Below are 19,792 nucleotides of genomic sequence, written 5' to 3' on the forward strand. Positions count from 1 at the left end.
CCCGGTTCTTTTCACGCACCCGAGGAGGTGACCCATGCCAGACGAGATGCCGCCCGAGGCGGAGACGGCCGTACGCCGTGCCCTCGCCGACGTACGCGTCACCGATCCGATGCCTGCCGACGTCGCCGCGCGCCTCGAGGCGACGTTGCGCGAGTTGGGCGGCGAACGGAACGTCATCGCCCTGGCTCCTCGCCGCCGGCGTCGTTTCGGCCCCGCCCTCGTAGCCGCCGCGGCAGTCGTCGCTGTCGGCGTGGGAGTCGGAGCCATCGTCGCGTCGAGCCAGTCCGGTGGCGACATGATGAGCTCGGACGCGGGTGCCGACCAGAGTGCCCCGAAGGCGGAGGCCGACGACGCGATGAAGGACCAGGCAACCGCGAAGGTCGATCCGCAGTCGAGTGCGCAGGCTCCGCTGGCCACGAAGAGTGACGCGGGCCGCGCCGCGTTGAGCGCCGACACCTTGCGACGCGATCTGTTGTCGGTGCGCGCCTCGCGCGAGGCGTACGCCTTCGACCCACAGCTGTGTCCGCTCATGCCGGACGATGCGGTCGCGGCGGTGTTGGACGACGAGACGGACGTCTTCCTCACCTTCGGGCAGGTCTCGCACGGCAAGCAACGCGTACGCATCTCCAGTTGCGCCGACGGCACCCGGATCGAGTCGGTCGTACTGCCGGCCCCTTGACCTGCCTTGGGCTGACCCGGGTGCGCAAGGAGGTAGGAGGCTCGGGAATGACCATCGCCTACGATCGGTTCCGTCTAGAACGGCTGTGGCCCATCGGCTGTGGCTAGATCGCACCGGCATTCGCCGCCTCGACCAGCGCAGGAGTTCGCACCACCATGGCTGAGACCAGCACCGACGTCCGCAACGTGATCGTGATCGGGTCCGGCCCCTCGGGCTACACCGCCGCGCTCTATGCCGCGCGCGCGCAACTCACTCCCCTCGTCTTCGAAGGTTCCGTGACCGCCGGTGGTGCATTGATGAACACCACCGAGGTCGAGAACTTCCCGGGCTTCCGCGACGGCATCATGGGTCCGGCGCTGATGGACGAGATGCGCGCCCAGGCTGAACGCTTCGGCGCCGAACTGGTGCCCGACGATGTCGTCGAGGTCGACCTGACCGGCGACGTGAAGGTCGTACGCACGGCCACCGGTGAGCACCGCGCGCGGTCGGTGATCCTGGCGACCGGTTCGGGTTATCGCAAGCTCGGGCTGCCGCGCGAGGAGGAACTCTCCGGTCGTGGCGTCTCGTGGTGCGCGACGTGCGACGGCTTCTTCTTCCGCGAGCAGGCGATCGCGGTGATCGGCGGCGGCGACTCCGCGGTCGAGGAGGCCACCTTCTTGACCCGATTCGGCTCCAAGGTCTATCTGATCCACCGCCGCGACGAGCTCCGCGCCTCCAAGATCATGCAGGAACGCGCCTTCGCCGACCCCAAACTCGAGATGGTCTGGAACAGCGAGGTTTCCGCCATCAACGGCGAGCAGAGCGTCGAGTCGATCACCCTGCGCGACACCGTCACCGGCGAAGAGCGCGACCTGGCGGTCACCGGCCTCTTCATCGCGATCGGCCACGACCCGCGGTCGGAGCTGCTCGGCGGCCAGGTCGACCTCGATGACGAGGGGTACGTACTGGTCGACTCCCCCACCACGCGCACCAACCTCGAAGGGGTCTTCGCGTGCGGCGACCTGGTCGACCACTCCTACCGCCAGGCGATTACCGCGGCCGGGACCGGTTGCTCGGCCGCGCTGGATGCCGAGCGGTACATCGCGGCCCTCGACCACGCGGCCTCGACGGCCGGCTCCGCGCAGGAGACCCAGGAGTCGGTCAGCGCGTAGTCACGCCGGTGAGCAGCGCGGCGACCTCGCGCGGCTCGTCCACCCAGATCGCCAGGCTGTCCACCGTCACCTTGCGTTCGTCGTCCCAGAGATTCCAGAGCCTGCTGGGTCGCCGCAACGGCAAGGTGAGATGCTCGCGCAACTCGACACGCAGATTCGTACGACTCGAGACCGCGAGCACCAGCCGATCCTCGATCTTGTGGACGAATCGGATCCCCTCGACCTCCTGCTCCACCGCAGACACCTTCTTGATCGCGGACAGCGGCACTGCGACGTCGGTCAGCGCGAAACTGCGCGCGTACAACGCCTCTGACGTGAGCAGATGCGGTCGGGTCCGATAGGCAGCAGCGAGGCCGATCATCCAGATCACGCCCCAGATGCCGAGAATCAAGACGGGCAGCCGGATGGCGTCGGCCCACGCCTGGTCGAGGCTGCGCAAGATCACCTCGATGACGATCACTTCGATCCCGGATCCGAAGACGAAGAGCCACACCATGGGGGCGGACAGTTGGGCGTACGGGATCGGCCTCGCCCCCGCCGGCACGTCCGGGCGTCTGGTGATCCAGCGCCACAGGCAGGCGTAGAGCGCGACCTCGAGGCGGACGACCTCGACGGCCAGATCCCAGACGCGCCGCATGGGAACAGATTGTCCCTGCTGTGGTGTTCACTAGTGGAATCGCAAGAAAGAGCAACCGAAGGGACATCCCGTGGCCAACATGGCAGCCGTGACCGACGCCGACTTCGAGGCGCAGGTCCTCAAGTCCGACAAGCCCGTCCTCGTGGACTTCTGGGCCGAGTGGTGCGGCCCGTGCCGACAGGTCGCCCCGATCCTCGACGAGATCGCGACCGAGCACGGCGACAAGATCACGTTCTTGAAGATGAACGTCGACGAGAACCCCGTCACGCCGTCCAACTACCGCGTGACCGGCATCCCGACGATCAACGTCTACCACCAGGGCGAGGTCGTGAAGTCGATCGTGGGCGCCCGCCCCAAGGCCGCCATCCTCGGTGAGTTGTCCGACTTCATCGGCTGACGCGTCAGGTCGACTGACCAGCTGACTCTGCAGCCCGCGCCTCTGGTCTGACCGGGGGCGCGGGCCTGCGTACGACTCCGGCAATCAGGTCCAAGGCAGACTCGACCTCATCACGCCACGGTCGCGTGGTCGCCAGATCCATCCGCATCCGCACCAGGTAGGGATGCGAACGCTGGGTACGGAATCCGGTCGCTCCCAAGAACACCGCAGGCAGTACACATCCCGTAGCCGGCCCGGCTTGGACGCCGAAGGCCTCCACCGCGCGTACGTCTCCTCGCTTCACCAGATCGCGCGCCATCGCCTGCACCAACATCCGTCCCACCCCGTGACGGCGCCGATCAGGTGCCACCCAGGCGGCGCCCATCACCACTGCATCGGGTGAGGCCGGCGCGCTGGGAAGCGCCGCGATGCCGGGCAGGAGCGAGCCGGGGGCATAGACCATCAGGCCACGGACCTCGTCGCCCAACAGCGCGACCTGCCCACAGCCGCCCCATTCTGACTCCACGCGGCGCAGCCAGGCCTGCTTCGCCACGAGTCGGTCTTCCGTGTCGATGCGCTCGCGCTCCACCGGCGCGTACTCCCAGAACAGACAGCCGGCGACCTCGGGCGGCAACGTCGCCAGACGATCACCCGTCAGCGGGACGATCTTGCGTGACATCCCCTCGCGGCACCTCCTCTCGGTCATGCTGACACAATCTCGGTGTGCGCCGGATCCGACAGAGCCAGAAACTTCGCGACGTGCGCTATGACGTACGCGGTCCCATCCTGGTCGAAGCCCAGCGCCTGGAGGCGGAGGGCCACAAGATCCTCAAGCTCAACATCGGCAACACCGCGCCGTTCGGGTTCCGCGCACCGGAGGCGATCGTGGCCGACATCGTGCATAACCTGCCCGAGGCGCAGGGCTACAGCGACTCGCGTGGCATCTACTCCGCGCGGACGGCGGTCGCGCAGTACTACCAGTCACACGGACTGACCGACACCAGCGTCGAGGACGTGTTCATCGGCAACGGCGTCTCCGAGTTGATCTCGATGGTGCTCCAAGCCTTCCTCGACGACGGCAACGAGGTGCTGATCCCGGCCCCGGACTACCCACTGTGGACCGGAGCGGTGTCGCTGTCGGGGGGGACGCCGGTGCACTACCGCTGCGACGAGGCGAACGACTGGATGCCGGATCTGGCCGACGTGGAAGCCAAGATCAACGAGAACACCCAGGCGTTGGTGATCATCAACCCGAACAACCCCACCGGTGCGGTCTACAGCCCCGAGACGTTGCGCGGCTTGATCGACATCGCGCGGCGCCACGAGTTGGTGGTGATGGCGGACGAGATCTACGAGAAGATCCTGTTCGACGACGCGGTGCACCACCACGCGGCGAGCTTCGCCGGTGACGACGTGTTGTGTCTGACGTTCTCCGGGCTCTCGAAGGCCTACCGTGTCTGCGGCTACCGGGCCGGATGGGTGATGATCTCGGGCCCCAAGGAGATCGCCACCGACTTCCTTGAGGGGCTCACGCTGATCGCCAACATGCGCATGTGCGCCAACGTGCCCGCCCAGCACGCCATCCAGACGGCGCTGGGGGGGTACCAGTCGATCGAGGAGCTGATCGGCCCGGACGGCCGCTTCTATGAGCAGGCAATGCTCGCGGACCGACTGCTGAACGAGATCCCGGGGGTGAGCAACGTAAAGCCGTCCGGGGCGTTGTACTGCTTCCCGCGCCTGGACCCGGAGATCTATCGCATCGAGGATGACGAACAGTTCGTGATCGACTTGCTGCGCTCGAAGAAGATCCTGGTTACGCACGGCACCGGCTTCAACTGGTTCGAACCCGATCACTTCCGCCTGGTAACCCTGCCCGACGCGGACGTACTGACCGAAGCGATCGGCCGGATCGCTGACTTCTTGGCGACAAGACGATAAGGCGAAGACATGCGTGACGTGACCTATCCCCCCATCATCGCGGCGTGCAAGGGCGCCTTCCGCGCGCTCGGGCAGACCTTCCAGATGACCGGCACGGAGTACATCCCGCGTACGGGTGGCTTCCTGCTCGCGGTGAACCACATCTCCTATGTCGACTTCATCTACTCCGGCCTCGCCGCCCAGCCGGCCAAGCGCAAGGTGCGTTTCATGGCCAAGCGCGAGATCTTCGATCACAAGATCGCGGGGCCGTTGATGCGCTCGATGCACCACATCTCGGTCGACCGCGCCTCTGGCGACGCGTCCTTGCAGGTGGCGTTGGAGTATCTGCGTGCCGGCCAGGGTGTCGGCATCTTCCCCGAGGCCACGATCTCGCGGGCGATGGAGCTCAAAGAGTTCAAGACCGGGGCCGTACGCATTGCCGCCCAGGCCGAGGTCCCTGTCATTCCGGTGGTCTTGTGGGGCACCCAGCGGCTTGTGACCAAGGATCACCCCAGAGACTTGTCCCGCGGCAAGGCGATCACCATCTCGGTCGGCGAACCCCATCGTCCGACGGGTGCGGATCCCCTCGCCGAGACCGCTGCGCTGAAGGCCTCCATGTCGCAACTGCTCGACCATGCGATCCGGACCTATCCCCAGCACCAGCCCGGCGCATGGTGGGTGCCGGCGTCCTACGGCGGCAGCGCCCCGACCCTCGCGCAAGCCAAGGTGCTCGAAGAAGCAGAGAAGGCCCGCCGCGCCGCCCGCAAGGCGGCCCGCGCCAAATAGCAGAGCCCCCGGTGGTTGAGGAGCGAACACAGCTCGCGTCTCGAAACCACACCCACCGGTACGAGCGACCCACCGGTGGTTGAGGAGCGAGCAAAGCTCGCGTCTCGAAACCACACCCACCGGTGGTTGAGGAGCGAGCAAAGCTCGCGTCTCGAAACCATATATCCCTATGTCGACATATCTATAAACCGCTAGATCACCCGATCGGTGCGGTTCCTCGGGTCCATGATGTCGATGATCCGTCGCAGATCCTCCAGCGTCGCGAAGTCGACGGTGATCTTGCCGCGAGTCTTGCCCAGGTCGATCTTGACCCGGGTCTCCAGCCGGTCGGACAACCTTTCGGACAACTCCTCCAGCCCCGGGGCGAAAGGCTTGTGCCGTGCCGGACGCCGCTTGCGTTCCCCGGCGCCACCGAGGGACACGATCTCCTCCAGAGCGCGGACACTGATGCCCTCGGCAACCACACGCTGGGCCAGGTGGTCTTGTGCCGACGAATCCTCCACACCCAGCAGCGCCCGGGCATGACCCGCGCTCAGCACCCCGGCCGCTACCCGACGCTGCACTGCAGGCGACAACTTCAGCAGCCGCAAGGTGTTGCTGATCTGTGGCCGCGAACGCCCGATGCGTTGGGAGAGTTCTTCATGGGTGCAGCCAAAGTCCTCGAGCAACTGGCCGTACGCGGCAGCTTCTTCCAGCGGATTGAGTTGTGACCGGTGCAGGTTCTCCAACAACGCATCCCGCAGCAGGTCGTCGTCGCCGGTCTCCCGGACGATCGCCGGGATCGTGTCGAGGCCCGCAGCCTGGGTGGCACGCCAACGGCGTTCACCCATGATCAACTCATAAGCCCCCTCACCCGCGGGCCTGACGACCACAGGCTGAAGCAGTCCGACTTCGGTGATGGAGTGCACGAGTTCGGCCATCGCCTCCTCGTCGAACACCTCACGAGGCTGGCGCGGGTTCGGCGTGATCGTCGCCACCGGGAGCTCGGCGAAGTACGCACCAGCCGCAGTGACTGGGGGAGCCGCGGCAGTGCCCGGTTGAGAAGTTCCGACGGTCGGTGCAGGCGGTGTTGTCGACCCGGTCGCGGACTCTCGCGCGGCTTGCGAAGACCCGGGAGTCGCGTCGGGAGCACTCGGCCCGGTCGGGATCAGTGAACCCAGACCGCGTCCGAGACCTCGACGAACCGGACGGCTTGCATCACTCATGGGGCACTCCTCTAGAAACGATCTCGCGCGCGGCCTCCAGATAGCTCAGCGCGCCCGGTGATGTGGGGTCGTAGGTGAGCACCGTTTGACCGTACGACGGGGCTTCGGACACGCGTACCGAACGCGGAATCGCGGTCTTGAGGACCTGGCCACCGAAGTGCTCGCGGACCTCCTGCGCCACGCCGGCCGCAAGGCGGGTCCGTGCGTCGAACATGGTGATCAGGATCGTGGAGACGATCAGGCGCGGGTTGAGGTGCTGCTTGACCAGGTCGACCGTCTCCAGGAGCTGACCCAGGCCTTCGAGGGCGTAGTACTCCGCCTGGATCGGAATCAGCATCTCGGCGCCCGCCACCAGCGCGTTGAGGGTCAACAACCCCAGAGAGGGGGGACAGTCCACGATCACGAAGTCGAAGCGGTCGTCACCGGCATCTGCCGCCGATCCGACGCGGGGATCCGCGAAAATCGCCTTGTGCAGCCGGTTCTCCCGCGCCACGACGCTGACGAGCTCGATCTCAGCTCCGGCTAGATCGATGGTCGCGGGCACCACGCGCACGTTCGGCAGATCGGGTGCCTGGGCGAGCACCTCGGCGAGCGGTGACCCGCCGACCACCAGGTCATAGGTGGACGGTACGCCGCGACGGTGCTCGACCCCCAGCGCGGTGGAGGCATTGCCCTGCGGGTCCAGGTCGACGACCAACACGCGCATTCCGAGCTGGCCCAGCGCGGCAGCAATGTTCACCGACGTGGTCGTCTTGCCGACCCCGCCCTTCTGATTGGCGACAACAAAGACGCGGGTGCGCTCAGGTCTGCGCACAGGGGGAGCCGAGGCGAGACTCGTACGCGCGCGCAGATTGTCCGCGACCTCTTGCGCGAGGGGTGTTTCGTCCTGGGGACCGAGCAACGCAGAATCGTCGGCCAACTCGGCCGCCGTGCGTACGACGAATCCAGGGGCCCTTGTGGGCGCTGCCGAACTCGTGGTGTCTGGTGGCGTTGTTTCACGTGAAACCACGTTGAGTACCTAATCCGTTCCCTTGTGGATGAACGACCTAATTCTGTGGATAAATGACCCTCTTTACGCCTGGCGCGGCCGGTGGATAACTTCGACGCGTCAGCCTAGACGGGAGTGCCGACACGTCCCTTTCCGGTACGCCGTACTTCGAGGAGCGTGGTCGGGGGATCCAGAACATCTGCACCCACCGTGAAGATGCGCGGCTCGCCGCAGCCGAACTTCCGCAGCACTTTGGTGGCCGCGCTGATTTCGTCCCCCACCTTGGAACCCTTCATCGCCAGCATCGCACCTTGGAGCCCCACCAGCGGCATCGACCACCGCAGCAGTCGGTCCAATGGCGCGAGCGCTCGCGAGGTGACGACGTCGAACGTACGACCTGAGGGCAACTCCTCGGCGCGGCCTCGCACGACCTCCACGTGGGTCAACGCCAGATCGGCGACGACCTCGTTCAGGAAGTGCACTCTTCGCTCAAGTGGTTCGACCAGGGTGAGGTGAAGGTCAGGCCGTACGATCGCCAGCACGAGGCCGGGCAGGCCGGCCCCCGAACCGAGATCCGCTACTCGCGCCTCCCGGGGGAGCGCCTCCTGCACCACGGCGCAGTTGAGCAGGTGCCGCTCCCAGAGCCGGGGCACCTCTCGCGGCCCGATCAGTCCGCGTACGGTGCCAGCGTCTGCCAGCCAGCTGGCGAAGTGTTCGGCCAACTCCAGGCGAGCCCCGAAGACCGCCTGCGCCGAGTCGGGCGGTGGGGGCGCGAGTTCGTTCACGACGGCTCACGTTTCACGTGAAACCACGCCTCAGGATGCAGAGATCACGATGTAGCGCCGCGGCTCGACGCCCTCAGACTCGGAGACCAGCCCGGAGGCCGTCACCACGTCGTGTACGACCTTGCGTTCGAACGACGTCATCGGGGCAAGTGACACCGCCTCGCCCGAGTCGCGCACCTGGGCGATCTTGTCCTGGGCGAGTTGTTCCAGGTCGGCGCGCCGCTGCGCGCGATGACCCGAGATGTCCAGCATCAGACGCGAGCGCTCACCGGTCTCGCGGTAGACGGCCAGTCGGGTGAGTTCCTGCAGGGCATCGAGCACCTCGCCATTGCGACCCACCAGTTGCTGTAGGTCCGCACCGACGATCGACACCGCGGCACGGTCGCCCTCGACATCCATGTCCAAGTCACCGTCGAGATCGGCGATATCCAGCAACTCCTCGAGGTAGTCCGCAGCGATCTCGCCATCGTTCTCCAGACGCTGGGTCCGCGAGGGTCGCTCGGACTCCTCCACGACTGCTTCGTTCTCCACGGTCTCGTCGTGCTCGCTCATGGCTGCTCCTGTCACTGTGCCGGTGTCATTGGCCGGGCTTGCCGGTCGACTTGTTCTTGCGTTGGGAGCGCGTCTGCCGCTTGGGCTGCACGCGCTGGGTGGGGCCGTCCGCATCGCCGCCTGCCTCGCTCTCCGCGGCGGCCTTGGCGGCCTCCAGCGGGTCCTCGGTCACGTTGCGCCCCTTGGCGCGGTCGCGCTCCTGCTTGGCCTTGAAGGCGGGCGTACCGGGGGCAGGGTTGTTGCGGATGACATAGAACTGCTGGCCCATCGTCCACAGGTTCGAGGTGGTCCAGTAGATCAGCACACCGATCGGGAACGCGATGCCACCGACGCCGAACACCAGCGGGAGAACATAGAGCAGCATCTTCTGCTGCTGGGCGTACGGACCGGTAAGCGCGTCGGCCGGCATGTTCTTGCTCATCAGCTGACGCTGGGTCATGAAGGTCGTGGCCGTCATCGCCAGCACCAAGATGATCGCGGTGATGATGACCGCGACGTTGCCTTCGGCACGCAAGAGCGTGTCCGACAGGGGGATGTGACCGAAGAGCTTGGCCTCGCTGAAGTTGTGCGCATCCTCCGCCGTCAAGATGCCCTTGGGCTGCTTGTGTGAGGCTCTGTCGATGATCCGGAAAAGAGACAGGAAGATCGGCATCTGCACGATCAGCGGCAGACAGGAGGCGAACGGGTTGGTGCCCGTCTCCTTGTAGAGATTCATCGTCTCCTGGGTGAGCTTCTCCCGGTCATGGGCGTACTTCTTCTGAAGCTCCTTGACCCGCGGCTGCACCAACTGCATGTTCCGGCTGGACTTGATCTGCTTGACGAACAGCGGGATCAGCGCCGTGCGTACGACCAGCGTCAGGCCGATGATCGAGAGCACCCAGGCGGCTCCACTGTCGGCACCGAAGATCGCGCCGAAGACACGGTGGAAACCGATCAGGACCGCGGAGATCACGTAATACAGCGGCGTCATGATGAAACTGCCGAGGGTGCCTAGGAATTCCACTGATCAGGCTCCTTGTGTCGGGGCTGGTCTCGAACGTCGCGCGTCCGAGCGAGGGGGGACGGGGTCATAGCCGCCTGCGGCCCAGGGATGGCAGCGGCCGAGCCGGCGGACAGCGAACCAGGAGCCACGCAGGGCCCCGTGGGTCTGGACTGCCTCCAGTGCGTACGCCGAGCACGTCGGGTGGTAGCGACACACCTGGCCGTACAGCGGACTGATCACGGCGCGATAGAGCTTGAGGAACCCGATCAGCACCCACGCCAACGGCGAGCGGAAGCGACGCTCGCCGTTCATCCGGCGCACGCTCGGCGCAGGCAGCGGTCCAGATCGTCACCGAGTTGGTCGTACGACGCGCTCGCCGCCGCGGGCAGGGCACGGACGACCACCTGACTCGTCGCCAGGGCCTCAAGGCGCAAGCGCATCAACTCGCGCAGCCGCCGTTGCACCCGATTGCGGATGACGGCGTTGCCCACCGCCTTGCTCACCACGAAGCCGGCACGTGCGGTCGTCTCCGGATCGCCGGCGCAACAGTGCACCACCAGGGTCGCCGAACCGGCACGACGCCCGCCACGGACGACGCGCTGGAACTCGTCAGCTGAGGTGAGCCGACTTCTGCGAGTCAGCACGACTCGGTGGCCGCTGATCTCGTGGATCAGACGGCGAGGCTCTTGCGGCCCTTACGACGGCGGGCAGCCAGGATGGCGCGGCCGGCGCGGGTGCGCATGCGCAGACGGAAACCGTGCACCTTGTGACGGCGACGGTTGTTCGGCTGGTACGTACGCTTGCTCACGACGATTACTCCATTGGGGATTGCTGAATGGCTCGGTGTCGCCGGCCTGCGTGACCTGACGAGCGGTGCGGTGCAATGAGACCGCACAGGCGGACTCGTCGACCCCATGTGGCTGGCCACGTGTCTGGGGAGGGCGACCTAGCAAAGGTACGCGGGCCATATTGCCGGGTCAAACCCTCGCGACCCGCTCCGGCCGCAACCTGTGGATGACGGGTTGCCGGGACCGCCTGACTGCGGTTACGTTCGTGGCTTCCCAGACCCCGTTCGTGACTCTCTTCCCCGGTGCTCAACCCGACGACAAAGAGTCCGTGCCAGATCTGGATCAGCACCCTGACCTGCAGAAACAACGAGCACTTCAACAGATGTAGACGATTTTCCGCAGGTCTTTCCACAGCCGTGGACAACCATTCACACCCTGTGGACAAGATTGTGGAGAATTTTTCTTCACATTGGATCGAAGGAAGTTCGTGGACCCAGTGACCGACCCTGTGACTCCCGAGAACGCCGCCACCGACAACGAGCGCCTGCGCGCGGCCTGGTCAGGACTCATCGACGACCTTCTGCCCAACCAGCGGGCGTGGCTGCGCAACAGCGAGACATTGACCCTCCACGGGTCAACGGCACTGATCGCGGTGCCCAACGACTTCACCCGCGGCCAACTCGAGGGTCGGCTGCGCGCGCAACTCGAAGACACCCTGAGCGACGCCTTCGATCGCGAGATCCGGATCGCGGTCACGGTCAATCCCGAGCTCGACCAGCCGGAGCCACCGGCCATCGACACCTCAATCGACCGATTCGAGGCCACACCTGGCGATATGTCGACAAAGATACAAAGTGATTCATCTGTTTTTGTGGTCGAGGATGAACCCTCTGTGAAGGCTCCGCCCACTCTCGAGACCCGCCTCAACCCGAAATACACCTTCGAGACCTTCGTCATCGGTGCCTCTAACCGTTTCCCCCACGCCGCCGCGGTCGCGGTCGCGGAGACGCCGGGCAAGTCCTACAACCCGCTGCTCATCTATGGAGACTCCGGGCTCGGCAAGACCCACCTTCTCCACGCGATCGGCCATTACGTACGCAGCCTCTACACCGGGGCGAAGGTGCGCTACGTGTCCTCGGAGGAATTCACCAACGAGTTCATCAACGCGATCCGTGACGACCGACTCGACCGCTTCAAGAGGCGCTACCGCGAAGTCGACGTACTCCTGATCGACGACATCCAGTTCTTGGAAGGCAAGACCCAGACGCAGGAGGAGTTCTTCCACACGTTCAACGCGTTGCACAACGCCAACAAGCAGATCGTGTTGACCTCCGATCGCGCCCCCAAGCGACTTGAGGCACTCGAGGATCGACTCCGCAACCGGTTCGAGTGGGGACTGATCACCGATGTGCAACCGCCCGACCTGGAGACCCGGATCGCGATCTTGCGCAAGAAGGCCGCGATCGAGCGGATGTCGGCGCCGGCCGACGTGCTGGAGTTCATCGCCAGCAAGATCCAGACCAACATCCGTGAACTCGAAGGTGCTCTGATCCGGGTCACGGCGTTCGCCAGCCTCAATCGCCAGGAGGTCGACATCACGCTCGCCGAGATCGTCCTCAAGGACCTGATCCCCGAGGGCGGTGAGCCCGAGATCACCGCGGGGCTGATCGTGGCGCAGACCGCGGCGTACTTCGGGATCTCGCTGGACGACCTCACCGGCCCGTCGCGTGGTCGCCACCTGGTGCTCGCACGACAGATCGCGATGTACCTGTGCCGTGAGCTCACCCCGATGTCACTGCCACAGATCGGCGAGGAGTTCCACCGCGATCACACGACGGTGATGTACGCCAACAACAAGATCAAGGACCTGCTCGCCGAACGTCGCGCAGTGTTCAACCAGGTCAGCGAACTCACCAACCGGATCAAGATGCATGCGCGCCAGTCCTGAGCCCGTTCGAGCTTGACCTCGCGAGCCGCACGACATGTGGAAAACGTGTGATGCGCCGGCCGAATTCCTCAACAGCACGTGTGCATGAAGGACGTACGACTGTCGACGACGCGCCACCTTCCACAGTCAGGACGCCGAGTGCCACCGGCTCGTACACACCCGTTGTGGATGACAATCTGCCCGCTGACCTGCAGCTTCGAGGGTTCTCCACATATCCACCGGATGCTATGACTCCCACTCACCTACCAATTCGACCGGTCCCTGTGAAAGTTCTCCCGCTCTCCGGCCTGGGGAGAACTCGCCCTGACGGGGTCACACCCGCCCAGGACGTGGCAGGATGCACACTCCGTACTCGTGGCCGTGCTCTGTGGCTGTCACTCGTGGAAGAGACCCAATCGTGAAGTTCACCGTCGAACGCGACGTCTTCGCCGACGCCGTCGCCTGGGCTGCGCGCAGCCTGCCCGTACGCCCCAGCGCCCCCGTCCTCGCAGGACTGCTGATCGAGGCGGGAGCCGACGGCCTGGTGCTGTCGACCTTCGACTACGAGACCTCCGCGCAGGCGAGCGTACGAGCCGACGTCTCCGACGAGGGCCGCGCGCTGGTCAGCGGGCGCCTGCTCGCCGACATCTGTCGCAGCCTGCCCGCCAAGCCGGTAACGCTCAGTCGCGAAGAGTCGCGCGTCGTACTCACATGTGGGGCCTCGCGTTTCAGTCTGCAGACGATGCCCGTCGAGGACTACCCCACACTGCCCGACATGCCGTCGGCCTCGGGTTCGGTGCGCAGTGACGAGTTCGCGCACGCCGTCGCCCAGGCCGTCACGGCTGCAGGTCGCGACGACATGCTTCCGGTGCTGACCGGCGTACGCATCGAGATCGAGGGCGACACGATCAGCCTGCTCGCCACCGATCGCTTCCGGCTGTCCCACCGCGAGCTGACCTGGATCCCGCGTACGCCCGACGAATCCCTGGCCGCGCTCGTGCCCGCCAAGGTGCTCGGTGACACCGCAAAGTCGATGACCTCGGGCGAAGAGGTCACCATCGCGTTGTCGCACGGTGGCAGCGGCGAAGGGCTGATCGGATTCGAGGGTCAGGGCGCAGGAGGCTCTCGGCGTACGACCACTCGGTTGATCGACGGCGAGTTCCCCAAGGTCCGCAACCTCTTCCCGGCCGAACACCTCACGGTAGCCAAGGTCGACAAGACCACGCTGATCGAGGCCGTCAAGCGCGTCGCGCTGGTCGCCGAGCGCAACACGGCCGTGCAACTCGCCTTCGAGGACTCCTCCCTCACTCTCGACGCCGGCTCCGGTGACGAGGCGAAGGCCAGCGAGGCCATCGAGGCCGAACTCAACGGCGAGGCGATCACCACGGGCTTCAACCCGCAGTTCCTGCTCGATGGTCTGGGTGCCATCGACCAGTCGGTCGTCGAGTTGGCCTTCACCCAATCGTCCAAGCCGGTTGTGATCAGCGGCTCGACGGGCGACAGTGGGGATGACGCGGCCTTCCGCTACCTGCTGATGCCGCGTCGCCTGCTCTCCTGAGAAGCTTTCTCGGGCCTACCAATCTTGAAGGGATCACCCATGCACATCGGACTGATCGGTCTCGGCAAGATGGGCGGCAACATGCGCACTCGGATGCGCAATGCCGGCCTCACCGTGACGGGGTACGACCGCAATCTGGACGTGAGCGACGTCGAGTCACTCGAAGCCCTGGTCGAGGCACTCCCGTCCCCCAAGGTGGTCTGGGTGATGGTCCCGTCCGGAGACCCCACGCGCGACACGGTCAAGGCGCTGGGTGAACTCCTGAGTGAGGGCGATGTCGTGGTCGACGGCGGCAACTCGCGCTGGACCGACGACCTGGCCAACGCCGAACTGCTCGAGGAGAAGCAGATCGGGTACGTCGACTGCGGCGTCAGCGGAGGCGTCTGGGGTCTGGAGAACGGCTACGCGCTGATGTACGGCGGCGACGCCGACGACATCGCCAAGGTCCAGCCGGCCTTCGACGCCCTCAAACCCGAAGGCGAATTCGGGTCGGTCCACGCGGGCAAGGTGGGCGCCGGGCACTTCTCGAAGATGGTCCACAACGGCATCGAGTACGCGATCATGCAGGCCTACGCCGAGGGCTGGGAATTGCTGGAGAAGGTCGACCTGGTCGACAACGTGACCGAGGTCTTCCGGTCGTGGCGCGAGGGCACCGTGATCCGTTCCTGGCTGCTCGACCTGCTGGTCAACGCGCTGGACGAGGATCCGGGCCTGTCCGAGATCGCCGGGTACGCCGCCGACTCCGGGGAGGGTCGTTGGACGGTCGAGGCGGGCATCGAGAACGGCGTGGCAACACCGGCGATCACGGCCGCGTTGTATGCCCGGTTCGTCTCGCAAGCCGATGACTCGGCGACGATGAAGGCGGTTGCCGCGATGCGCAACCAGTTCGGCGGGCATGCGATGAGGACGGCCCCGCCTAAGGGTGGCGACGCTGCTGGCGCGGGGTCCTGACCTGTACGTCTCGCATCTGACCCTGCACGACTTCCGCTCCTATCCGGAGCTGGAACTCGAGTTGGGCCCCGGGCCGATCGCGTTCGTGGGCCGCAACGGGCAGGGCAAGACCAACATCGTCGAGGCGATCGACTACTTGTCGAGGCTGGCCTCGCACCGGGTCTCGTCCGACGCACCGCTCGTACGCTCGGGTGCCGAGCAGGCGGTCGTCCGGGCGGCGGTCGTCAAGGACGGGCGTACGGCGACCCTCGAAGTCGAACTCAATCCTGGCCGGGCCAACCGGGCGCGGGTGAATCGTGCCCAGCTGCCGCGAGCTCGTGAGTTGATCGGCCTGGTGCGTACGGTCGTCTTCTCGCCGGAGGATCTTTCGCTGGTCAAGGGTGACCCGAGTGAACGCCGGGCGTTCCTGGACGACCTGCTGGTGTTGCGTACGCCTCGTTTCGCCGGTGTGCGCAGCGACTATGACCGGATCCTGCGCCAGCGCAACTCGTTGCTGAAGACGGCGCGACCCGGCCCGGGATCGGCGCAGCGTCGCGAGGCCGCGTTGGCGACGCTCGACGTGTGGGACGAGCAGTTGGCTCGCGTGGGTGCGGAGATCCTGGCGGCGCGGTTGGAGTTGGTGGACGCGCTGCGTCCCTATGTCGGCACGTCGTACGAGGCCGTCGCGCGCGGCGCCAGTCGTGAGGACGCGGCGATCGAGTACAAGCCGTCGCTGGAGCTGGGGGTGGTTTCGAGACGGGCTGCGCCCTCCTCAACCACCGAAGGGAGTGACCTACCGGTGGTTGAGGAGCGAGCGGATGCGAGCGTCTCGAAACCACGCGGTGCTGAGGACCTACCGGTGGTTGAGGAGCGAGCGGATGCGAGCGTCTCGAAACCACTCGGCGCAGACGACCTCTCCGACGCCCTCCTCGCCGAGATCCAGCGCCGCCGCAGCGACGAACTGGACCGGGGGCTCTCCCTCGTCGGCCCACACCGCGACGAACTCCTGCTGACGTTGAGCAATGGCGAGACCCGGTTGCCCGTACGTGGGTACGCCTCCCACGGCGAGTCCTGGTCGTTCGCGCTGGCGCTGCGGTTGGCAGCGTACGACCTGTTGCGCCATGAGGGCGACGACCCGATCCTGATTCTCGACGACGTCTTCGCCGAACTCGACACCCAGCGGCGTGGCCAACTCGCCGCGATCGTCGCCGGGGCCGAACAGGTCTTGGTCACGGCTGCCGTCGGCGCAGATGTCCCCGAAGCGCTGGCCGGGCGCCGCTTCGTCGTGGAGGGTGGCACGGTGCAGGAACAGTCAGGGCAGGAACAGTCTGGGCAGGAACAGTCCGGCCAGGAACAGTCCGGGCAGGAACAGTCGAGCCGAGTCGAAACCACGGCCAATGACTGACACACCGCCAGAACCCACAGCCGCCGACGGGCTCGATCTCGCCAAGTTGATCACCCGCTCCCTGGCCAAGGCGGGCGGTCGCCGGACCACCGCGAAACGAGCCCGCCCGAGAGCGGGTCGTACGCCTCGCGGTGAGTTCAGCGGCCCGCGCCCCGACGAACGCGACCCCCAGACCCTCGACAACCTGCTCGGCAGACTCGTGCGCGACGAGGGCTGGGAAGTCGACCTCAAGGTCCATTCGGTCTTCGGCCGCTGGGGCGAACTCGTCGGCGACGAGGTCGCTGCCCACGTGACTCCGGAGGCGTTTGAAGAGGGACGATTGGTCGTACGCACCGACTCGACCGCGTGGGCGACCCAACTCAAACTGCTCGCACCAGATGTCGTACGCCGTCTCAACACCGAGCTCGGCCACGGCACGATCACCGTGATCGAGGTGCTCGGGCCGCACCTGCCGACCTGGGTCAAAGGCAAGCGTTCGATGCGTGACGGGCGAGGCCCGCGCGACACGTACGGCTGAGTGCGAACGTCGCATCCAGAACCGCGAAGAGCCGATCTGGCGCCCTTTCGGACGTATAGGCCCCCACCCGACCCCCTCTGAGAGCCTCTGATCGGCTCATAATCGCCTCCCAGGGCACGTTTTATCCACATTCACCCGCGATTCTGGGGGGCAGGGCGTGGAATCCGGCGCTCAGACCGCTAAACTAGGCACTTCGGTCGCCATCCCCAGCGCCGCAGCCATCAAGGTGGCTGAGCCCGGGTTTCGCGACCTTCTCCATGTCGTGGCCTCCTCGGGCGCCACACTGAATCTCTAGAGAGGGCGACGCGTGTCCGAACGGGTCACCAATGAATACGACGCCTCAGCCATCCAGGTCCTCGAAGGACTCGAAGCGGTCCGCAAGCGGCCAGGGATGTACATCGGTTCGACCGGTGAGCGAGGCCTGCACCACATGGTCTGGGAGATCGTCGACAACTCCGTCGACGAGCGGATGGCCGGCTATGCCGACCGCATCATCCTCACCCTGCAAGCCGACGGTGGCGTACGCGTCGAGGACAACGGTCGCGGCATCCCGACCGGCACGGCGCCCGGTCAGGAGTTGCCGGCGGTCACGCTGGCGCTGACCGTGTTGCACGCCGGCGGCAAGTTCGGTGGCGGCGGATACAAGGTCTCCGGCGGTCTGCACGGCGTGGGCGTCTCGGTCGTCAACGCGCTGTCGAGCAAGTTGGTCGTGGAGGTGAAGAACCGCGATCACCTGTGGCGTCAGGAGTTCGCACTCGGCGACCCGGTCGGGCCGTTGGAGCAGGTACGTCCGCTGGAGGACGGCGAGGAGACCGGCACGGCGGTGACGTGGTACGCCTCGCCCGACATCTTCGAGACCACGATCTACAGCCTGGAGACGATCACGTCTCGCATCCGCGAGATGGCGTTCCTCAACAAGGGCTTGGAGATCGTCGTACGCGACCAGCGCCCGCAAGCCGACGAGATCGTCGAGGCCGTCGAGGACCCGACCGTCGACGCGAGCATCGACAGCGCCGGCCACGACGCGATCAAGCGCGGCGAGCAGGGCGGGTTGCAGCAGGTCTTCAAGTACGACCGCGGCCTGGTCGACTATGTCGAGCACCTCAACCGTCGCAAGGACAAGATCACCAACTCGATCATCTCGCTCGAAGCCGAGGGCACTGACGACAAGGGCGACATGAGCCTTGAGGTCGCGATGCAGTGGAACACCTCGTACGTCGAGTCGGTCCACACCTTCGCCAACGCGATCAACACCCACGAGGGCGGCACCCACGAAGAGGGCTTCCGGGCCGCACTCACCTCCCAGATCAACAACTGGGGTGAGGAGTGGGGGATGATCAAGAAGCGCGAGGACCGGCTGTCTGGTGAGGACATCCGCGAGGGCCTGACCGCGATCGTGTCGATCAAGCTCGGCAACCCCCAGTTCGAGGGGCAGACCAAGGAGAAGCTCGGCAACACCGAGGCCAAGGGCTTCGTCCAACGCCTGGTCAACGACCAACTCGGCGCTTGGCTGGAGCAGAACCCCAGCGAGGGCAAGGACATCATCCGCAAGGCCCAGGCCGCCGCGACCGCTCGGATCGCGGCGCGCAAGGCGCGCGACCTGGCCCGCAACCGCAAGGGTCTGCTCGGCGGCGGCGGTCTGCCGGGCAAGTTGGCCGACTGCCAGTCGACCAACCCGGTCGAGTGCGAGGTCTTCATCGTGGAGGGCGACTCCGCGGGTGGCTCGGCCAAGCAGGGCCGCGACCCGCGGATCCAGGCGATCCTCCCGATCCGCGGCAAGATTCTCAACGTCGAGAAGGCGCGCATCGACAAGGTGCTGGCCAACACCGAGGTCCAGGCGATCATCTCCGCGCTCGGCACCGGCGTACACGAAGAGTTCAGCGTCGAGAAGCTGCGCTACCACAAGGTTGTGCTGATGGCCGACGCCGACGTCGACGGTCACCACATCAACACGTTGTTGCTGACGCTGCTGTTCCGGTTCATGAAGCCGCTGATCGAGCACGGGTACGTCTACATGGCGATGCCGCCGCTGTATCGGTTGCGCTGGAACAAGCCGGCCGAGCACGAGTTCGTCTATTCCGACGCCGAACGTGACGCGCTGATGAAGGACGGGTTGGAGCAGGGCAAGAAACTGCCGAAGGAGAACCCGGTCCAGCGTTATAAGGGTCTGGGTGAGATGAACGCCGACGAGTTGTGGGAGACCACCATGGATCCCGAGGCGCGCCTGATGAAGCAGGTTACCCTGGAGGATGCCGCCCAGGCCGACGAGATCTTCTCGATCCTGATGGGCGAGGACGTCGAGCAGCGCCGCTCGTTCATCCAGAGGAACGCCAAAGACGTGCGGTTCTTGGACATCTGATGGTTTCGATGGTTTCGAGACGCTCGCTTCGCTCGCTCCTCAACCACCGGGGACCGCTCCTCAACCACTGGGGGCCGCTCCTCCACCACCGGGGAGTCGTGGTTTCGAGACGCTCGCTTCGCTCGCTCCTCAACCACCGGGGTCCGCTCCTCCACCACCGGGGACCGAGCACCGGTGGTTGAGGAGGCGGCATAGCCGCCGTCTCGAAACCACACTCGCTGAAGAACTATCCGCAAGTATCCAAGATTTC

21 protein-coding genes are annotated in these 19,792 nt (G+C 65.8%); 11 read left to right on the top strand and 10 right to left on the bottom strand.

Annotated elements, in window-relative coordinates:
- The first annotated feature begins 34 nt into the window (after positions 1–34).
- Together V9G04_17855 and trxB are read left to right on the top strand one after the other, a co-directional pair.
- A complete protein-coding gene (locus tag V9G04_17855; protein MEI2715103.1) occupies positions 35–679 on the top strand; it encodes a hypothetical protein in 645 nt (214 codons plus the stop codon).
- A gap of 155 nt (positions 680–834) precedes the next feature.
- Complete coding sequence (trxB, locus tag V9G04_17860; protein ID MEI2715104.1) at positions 835–1,830, top strand: thioredoxin-disulfide reductase; 996 nt, start codon at positions 835–837, stop codon at positions 1,828–1,830.
- On the opposite strand, the gene V9G04_17865 is transcribed toward trxB, so the two are convergent.
- Entirely contained in the window at positions 1,820–2,467 is a 648-nt protein-coding gene (locus V9G04_17865; GenBank protein ID MEI2715105.1) for a hypothetical protein, read from the bottom strand. The two genes, trxB and V9G04_17865, sit on opposite strands and share 11 nt — an antisense overlap.
- 79 nt (positions 2,468–2,546) lie before the next feature.
- Between V9G04_17865 and trxA the strand changes: the two genes are divergently transcribed.
- A complete protein-coding gene (gene trxA, locus V9G04_17870; GenBank protein MEI2715106.1) occupies positions 2,547–2,864 on the top strand; it encodes a thioredoxin in 318 nt (105 codons plus the stop codon).
- Positions 2,865–2,868: 4 nt separating this feature from the next.
- Here trxA and V9G04_17875 read toward each other — a convergent pair whose 3' ends face one another.
- Positions 2,869–3,522, bottom strand: coding sequence for a GNAT family N-acetyltransferase (locus V9G04_17875; GenBank protein ID MEI2715107.1), 654 nt, complete (start codon positions 3,520–3,522; stop codon positions 2,869–2,871).
- Positions 3,523–3,566: 44 nt separating this feature from the next.
- Between V9G04_17875 and V9G04_17880 the strand changes: the two genes are divergently transcribed.
- Both V9G04_17880 and V9G04_17885 read left to right on the top strand, forming a co-directional pair.
- Positions 3,567–4,781 carry a pyridoxal phosphate-dependent aminotransferase gene (locus V9G04_17880; protein ID MEI2715108.1) on the top strand — a complete coding sequence of 405 codons (1,215 nt, stop codon included), beginning with the start codon at positions 3,567–3,569 and terminating at the stop codon, positions 4,779–4,781.
- A gap of 9 nt (positions 4,782–4,790) precedes the next feature.
- On the top strand, positions 4,791–5,546 hold the full coding sequence (locus V9G04_17885) for a lysophospholipid acyltransferase family protein (GenBank protein ID MEI2715109.1): 756 nt from the start codon (positions 4,791–4,793) through the stop codon (positions 5,544–5,546).
- Between the two features lie 191 nt (positions 5,547–5,737).
- Here V9G04_17885 and V9G04_17890 read toward each other — a convergent pair whose 3' ends face one another.
- From V9G04_17890 to rpmH, 8 genes are all read right to left on the bottom strand, one after another.
- On the bottom strand, positions 5,738–6,751 hold the full coding sequence (locus tag V9G04_17890; GenBank protein MEI2715110.1) for a ParB/RepB/Spo0J family partition protein: 1,014 nt from the start codon (positions 6,749–6,751) through the stop codon (positions 5,738–5,740).
- Positions 6,744–7,565, bottom strand: coding sequence for a ParA family protein (locus V9G04_17895; GenBank protein ID MEI2715111.1), 822 nt, complete (start codon positions 7,563–7,565; stop codon positions 6,744–6,746). Before V9G04_17895 ends, V9G04_17890 begins: the two co-directional genes overlap by 8 nt.
- A 299-nt stretch (positions 7,566–7,864) precedes the next feature.
- Positions 7,865–8,524, bottom strand: a complete 660-nt coding sequence (gene rsmG / locus V9G04_17900; GenBank protein MEI2715112.1) for a 16S rRNA (guanine(527)-N(7))-methyltransferase RsmG — start codon at positions 8,522–8,524, stop codon at positions 7,865–7,867.
- 30 nt (positions 8,525–8,554) lie between these two features.
- Positions 8,555–9,076 carry a R3H domain-containing nucleic acid-binding protein gene (locus V9G04_17905; protein MEI2715113.1) on the bottom strand — a complete coding sequence of 174 codons (522 nt, stop codon included), beginning with the start codon at positions 9,074–9,076 and terminating at the stop codon, positions 8,555–8,557.
- Between the two features lie 25 nt (positions 9,077–9,101).
- Positions 9,102–10,079, bottom strand: coding sequence for a membrane protein insertase YidC (gene yidC / locus V9G04_17910; GenBank protein ID MEI2715114.1), 978 nt, complete (start codon positions 10,077–10,079; stop codon positions 9,102–9,104).
- 3 nt (positions 10,080–10,082) lie between these two features.
- Entirely contained in the window at positions 10,083–10,370 is a 288-nt protein-coding gene (gene yidD, locus V9G04_17915; GenBank protein MEI2715115.1) for a membrane protein insertion efficiency factor YidD, read from the bottom strand.
- On the bottom strand, positions 10,367–10,702 hold the full coding sequence (gene rnpA, locus V9G04_17920; GenBank protein ID MEI2715116.1) for a ribonuclease P protein component: 336 nt from the start codon (positions 10,700–10,702) through the stop codon (positions 10,367–10,369). Before rnpA ends, yidD begins: the two co-directional genes overlap by 4 nt.
- Before the next feature lie 26 nt (positions 10,703–10,728).
- Positions 10,729–10,866, bottom strand: a complete 138-nt coding sequence (rpmH, locus tag V9G04_17925; GenBank protein ID MEI2715117.1) for a 50S ribosomal protein L34 — start codon at positions 10,864–10,866, stop codon at positions 10,729–10,731.
- 524 nt (positions 10,867–11,390) lie between these two features.
- Here rpmH and dnaA point away from each other — a divergent pair.
- The 6 genes from dnaA (at position 11,391) to gyrB (ending at position 19,542) form a co-directional block, all read left to right on the top strand.
- The gene (gene dnaA, locus V9G04_17930) at positions 11,391–12,794 is read left to right on the top strand and encodes a chromosomal replication initiator protein DnaA (GenBank protein MEI2715118.1); all 1,404 of its coding nucleotides are present in this window, start codon (positions 11,391–11,393) and stop codon (positions 12,792–12,794) included.
- Between the two features lie 397 nt (positions 12,795–13,191).
- Complete coding sequence (gene dnaN / locus V9G04_17935; GenBank protein ID MEI2715119.1) at positions 13,192–14,331, top strand: DNA polymerase III subunit beta; 1,140 nt, start codon at positions 13,192–13,194, stop codon at positions 14,329–14,331.
- Positions 14,332–14,370: 39 nt separating this feature from the next.
- Positions 14,371–15,282 carry a decarboxylating 6-phosphogluconate dehydrogenase gene (gene gnd / locus V9G04_17940; protein ID MEI2715120.1) on the top strand — a complete coding sequence of 304 codons (912 nt, stop codon included), beginning with the start codon at positions 14,371–14,373 and terminating at the stop codon, positions 15,280–15,282.
- A gap of 1 nt (position 15,283) precedes the next feature.
- Entirely contained in the window at positions 15,284–16,666 is a 1,383-nt protein-coding gene (recF, locus tag V9G04_17945; GenBank protein MEI2715121.1) for a DNA replication/repair protein RecF, read from the top strand.
- Entirely contained in the window at positions 16,659–17,183 is a 525-nt protein-coding gene (locus V9G04_17950; GenBank protein ID MEI2715122.1) for a DciA family protein, read from the top strand. The genes recF and V9G04_17950 overlap by 8 nt, the downstream gene beginning before the upstream one ends.
- Before the next feature lie 307 nt (positions 17,184–17,490).
- Positions 17,491–19,542, top strand: a complete 2,052-nt coding sequence (gyrB, locus tag V9G04_17955; GenBank protein ID MEI2715123.1) for a DNA topoisomerase (ATP-hydrolyzing) subunit B — start codon at positions 17,491–17,493, stop codon at positions 19,540–19,542.
- Positions 19,543–19,792: the final 250 nt, after the last annotated feature.

It is taken from the genome of Nocardioides sp., assembly GCA_037045645.1.
GTDB lineage: Bacteria > Actinomycetota > Actinomycetes > Propionibacteriales > Nocardioidaceae > Nocardioides.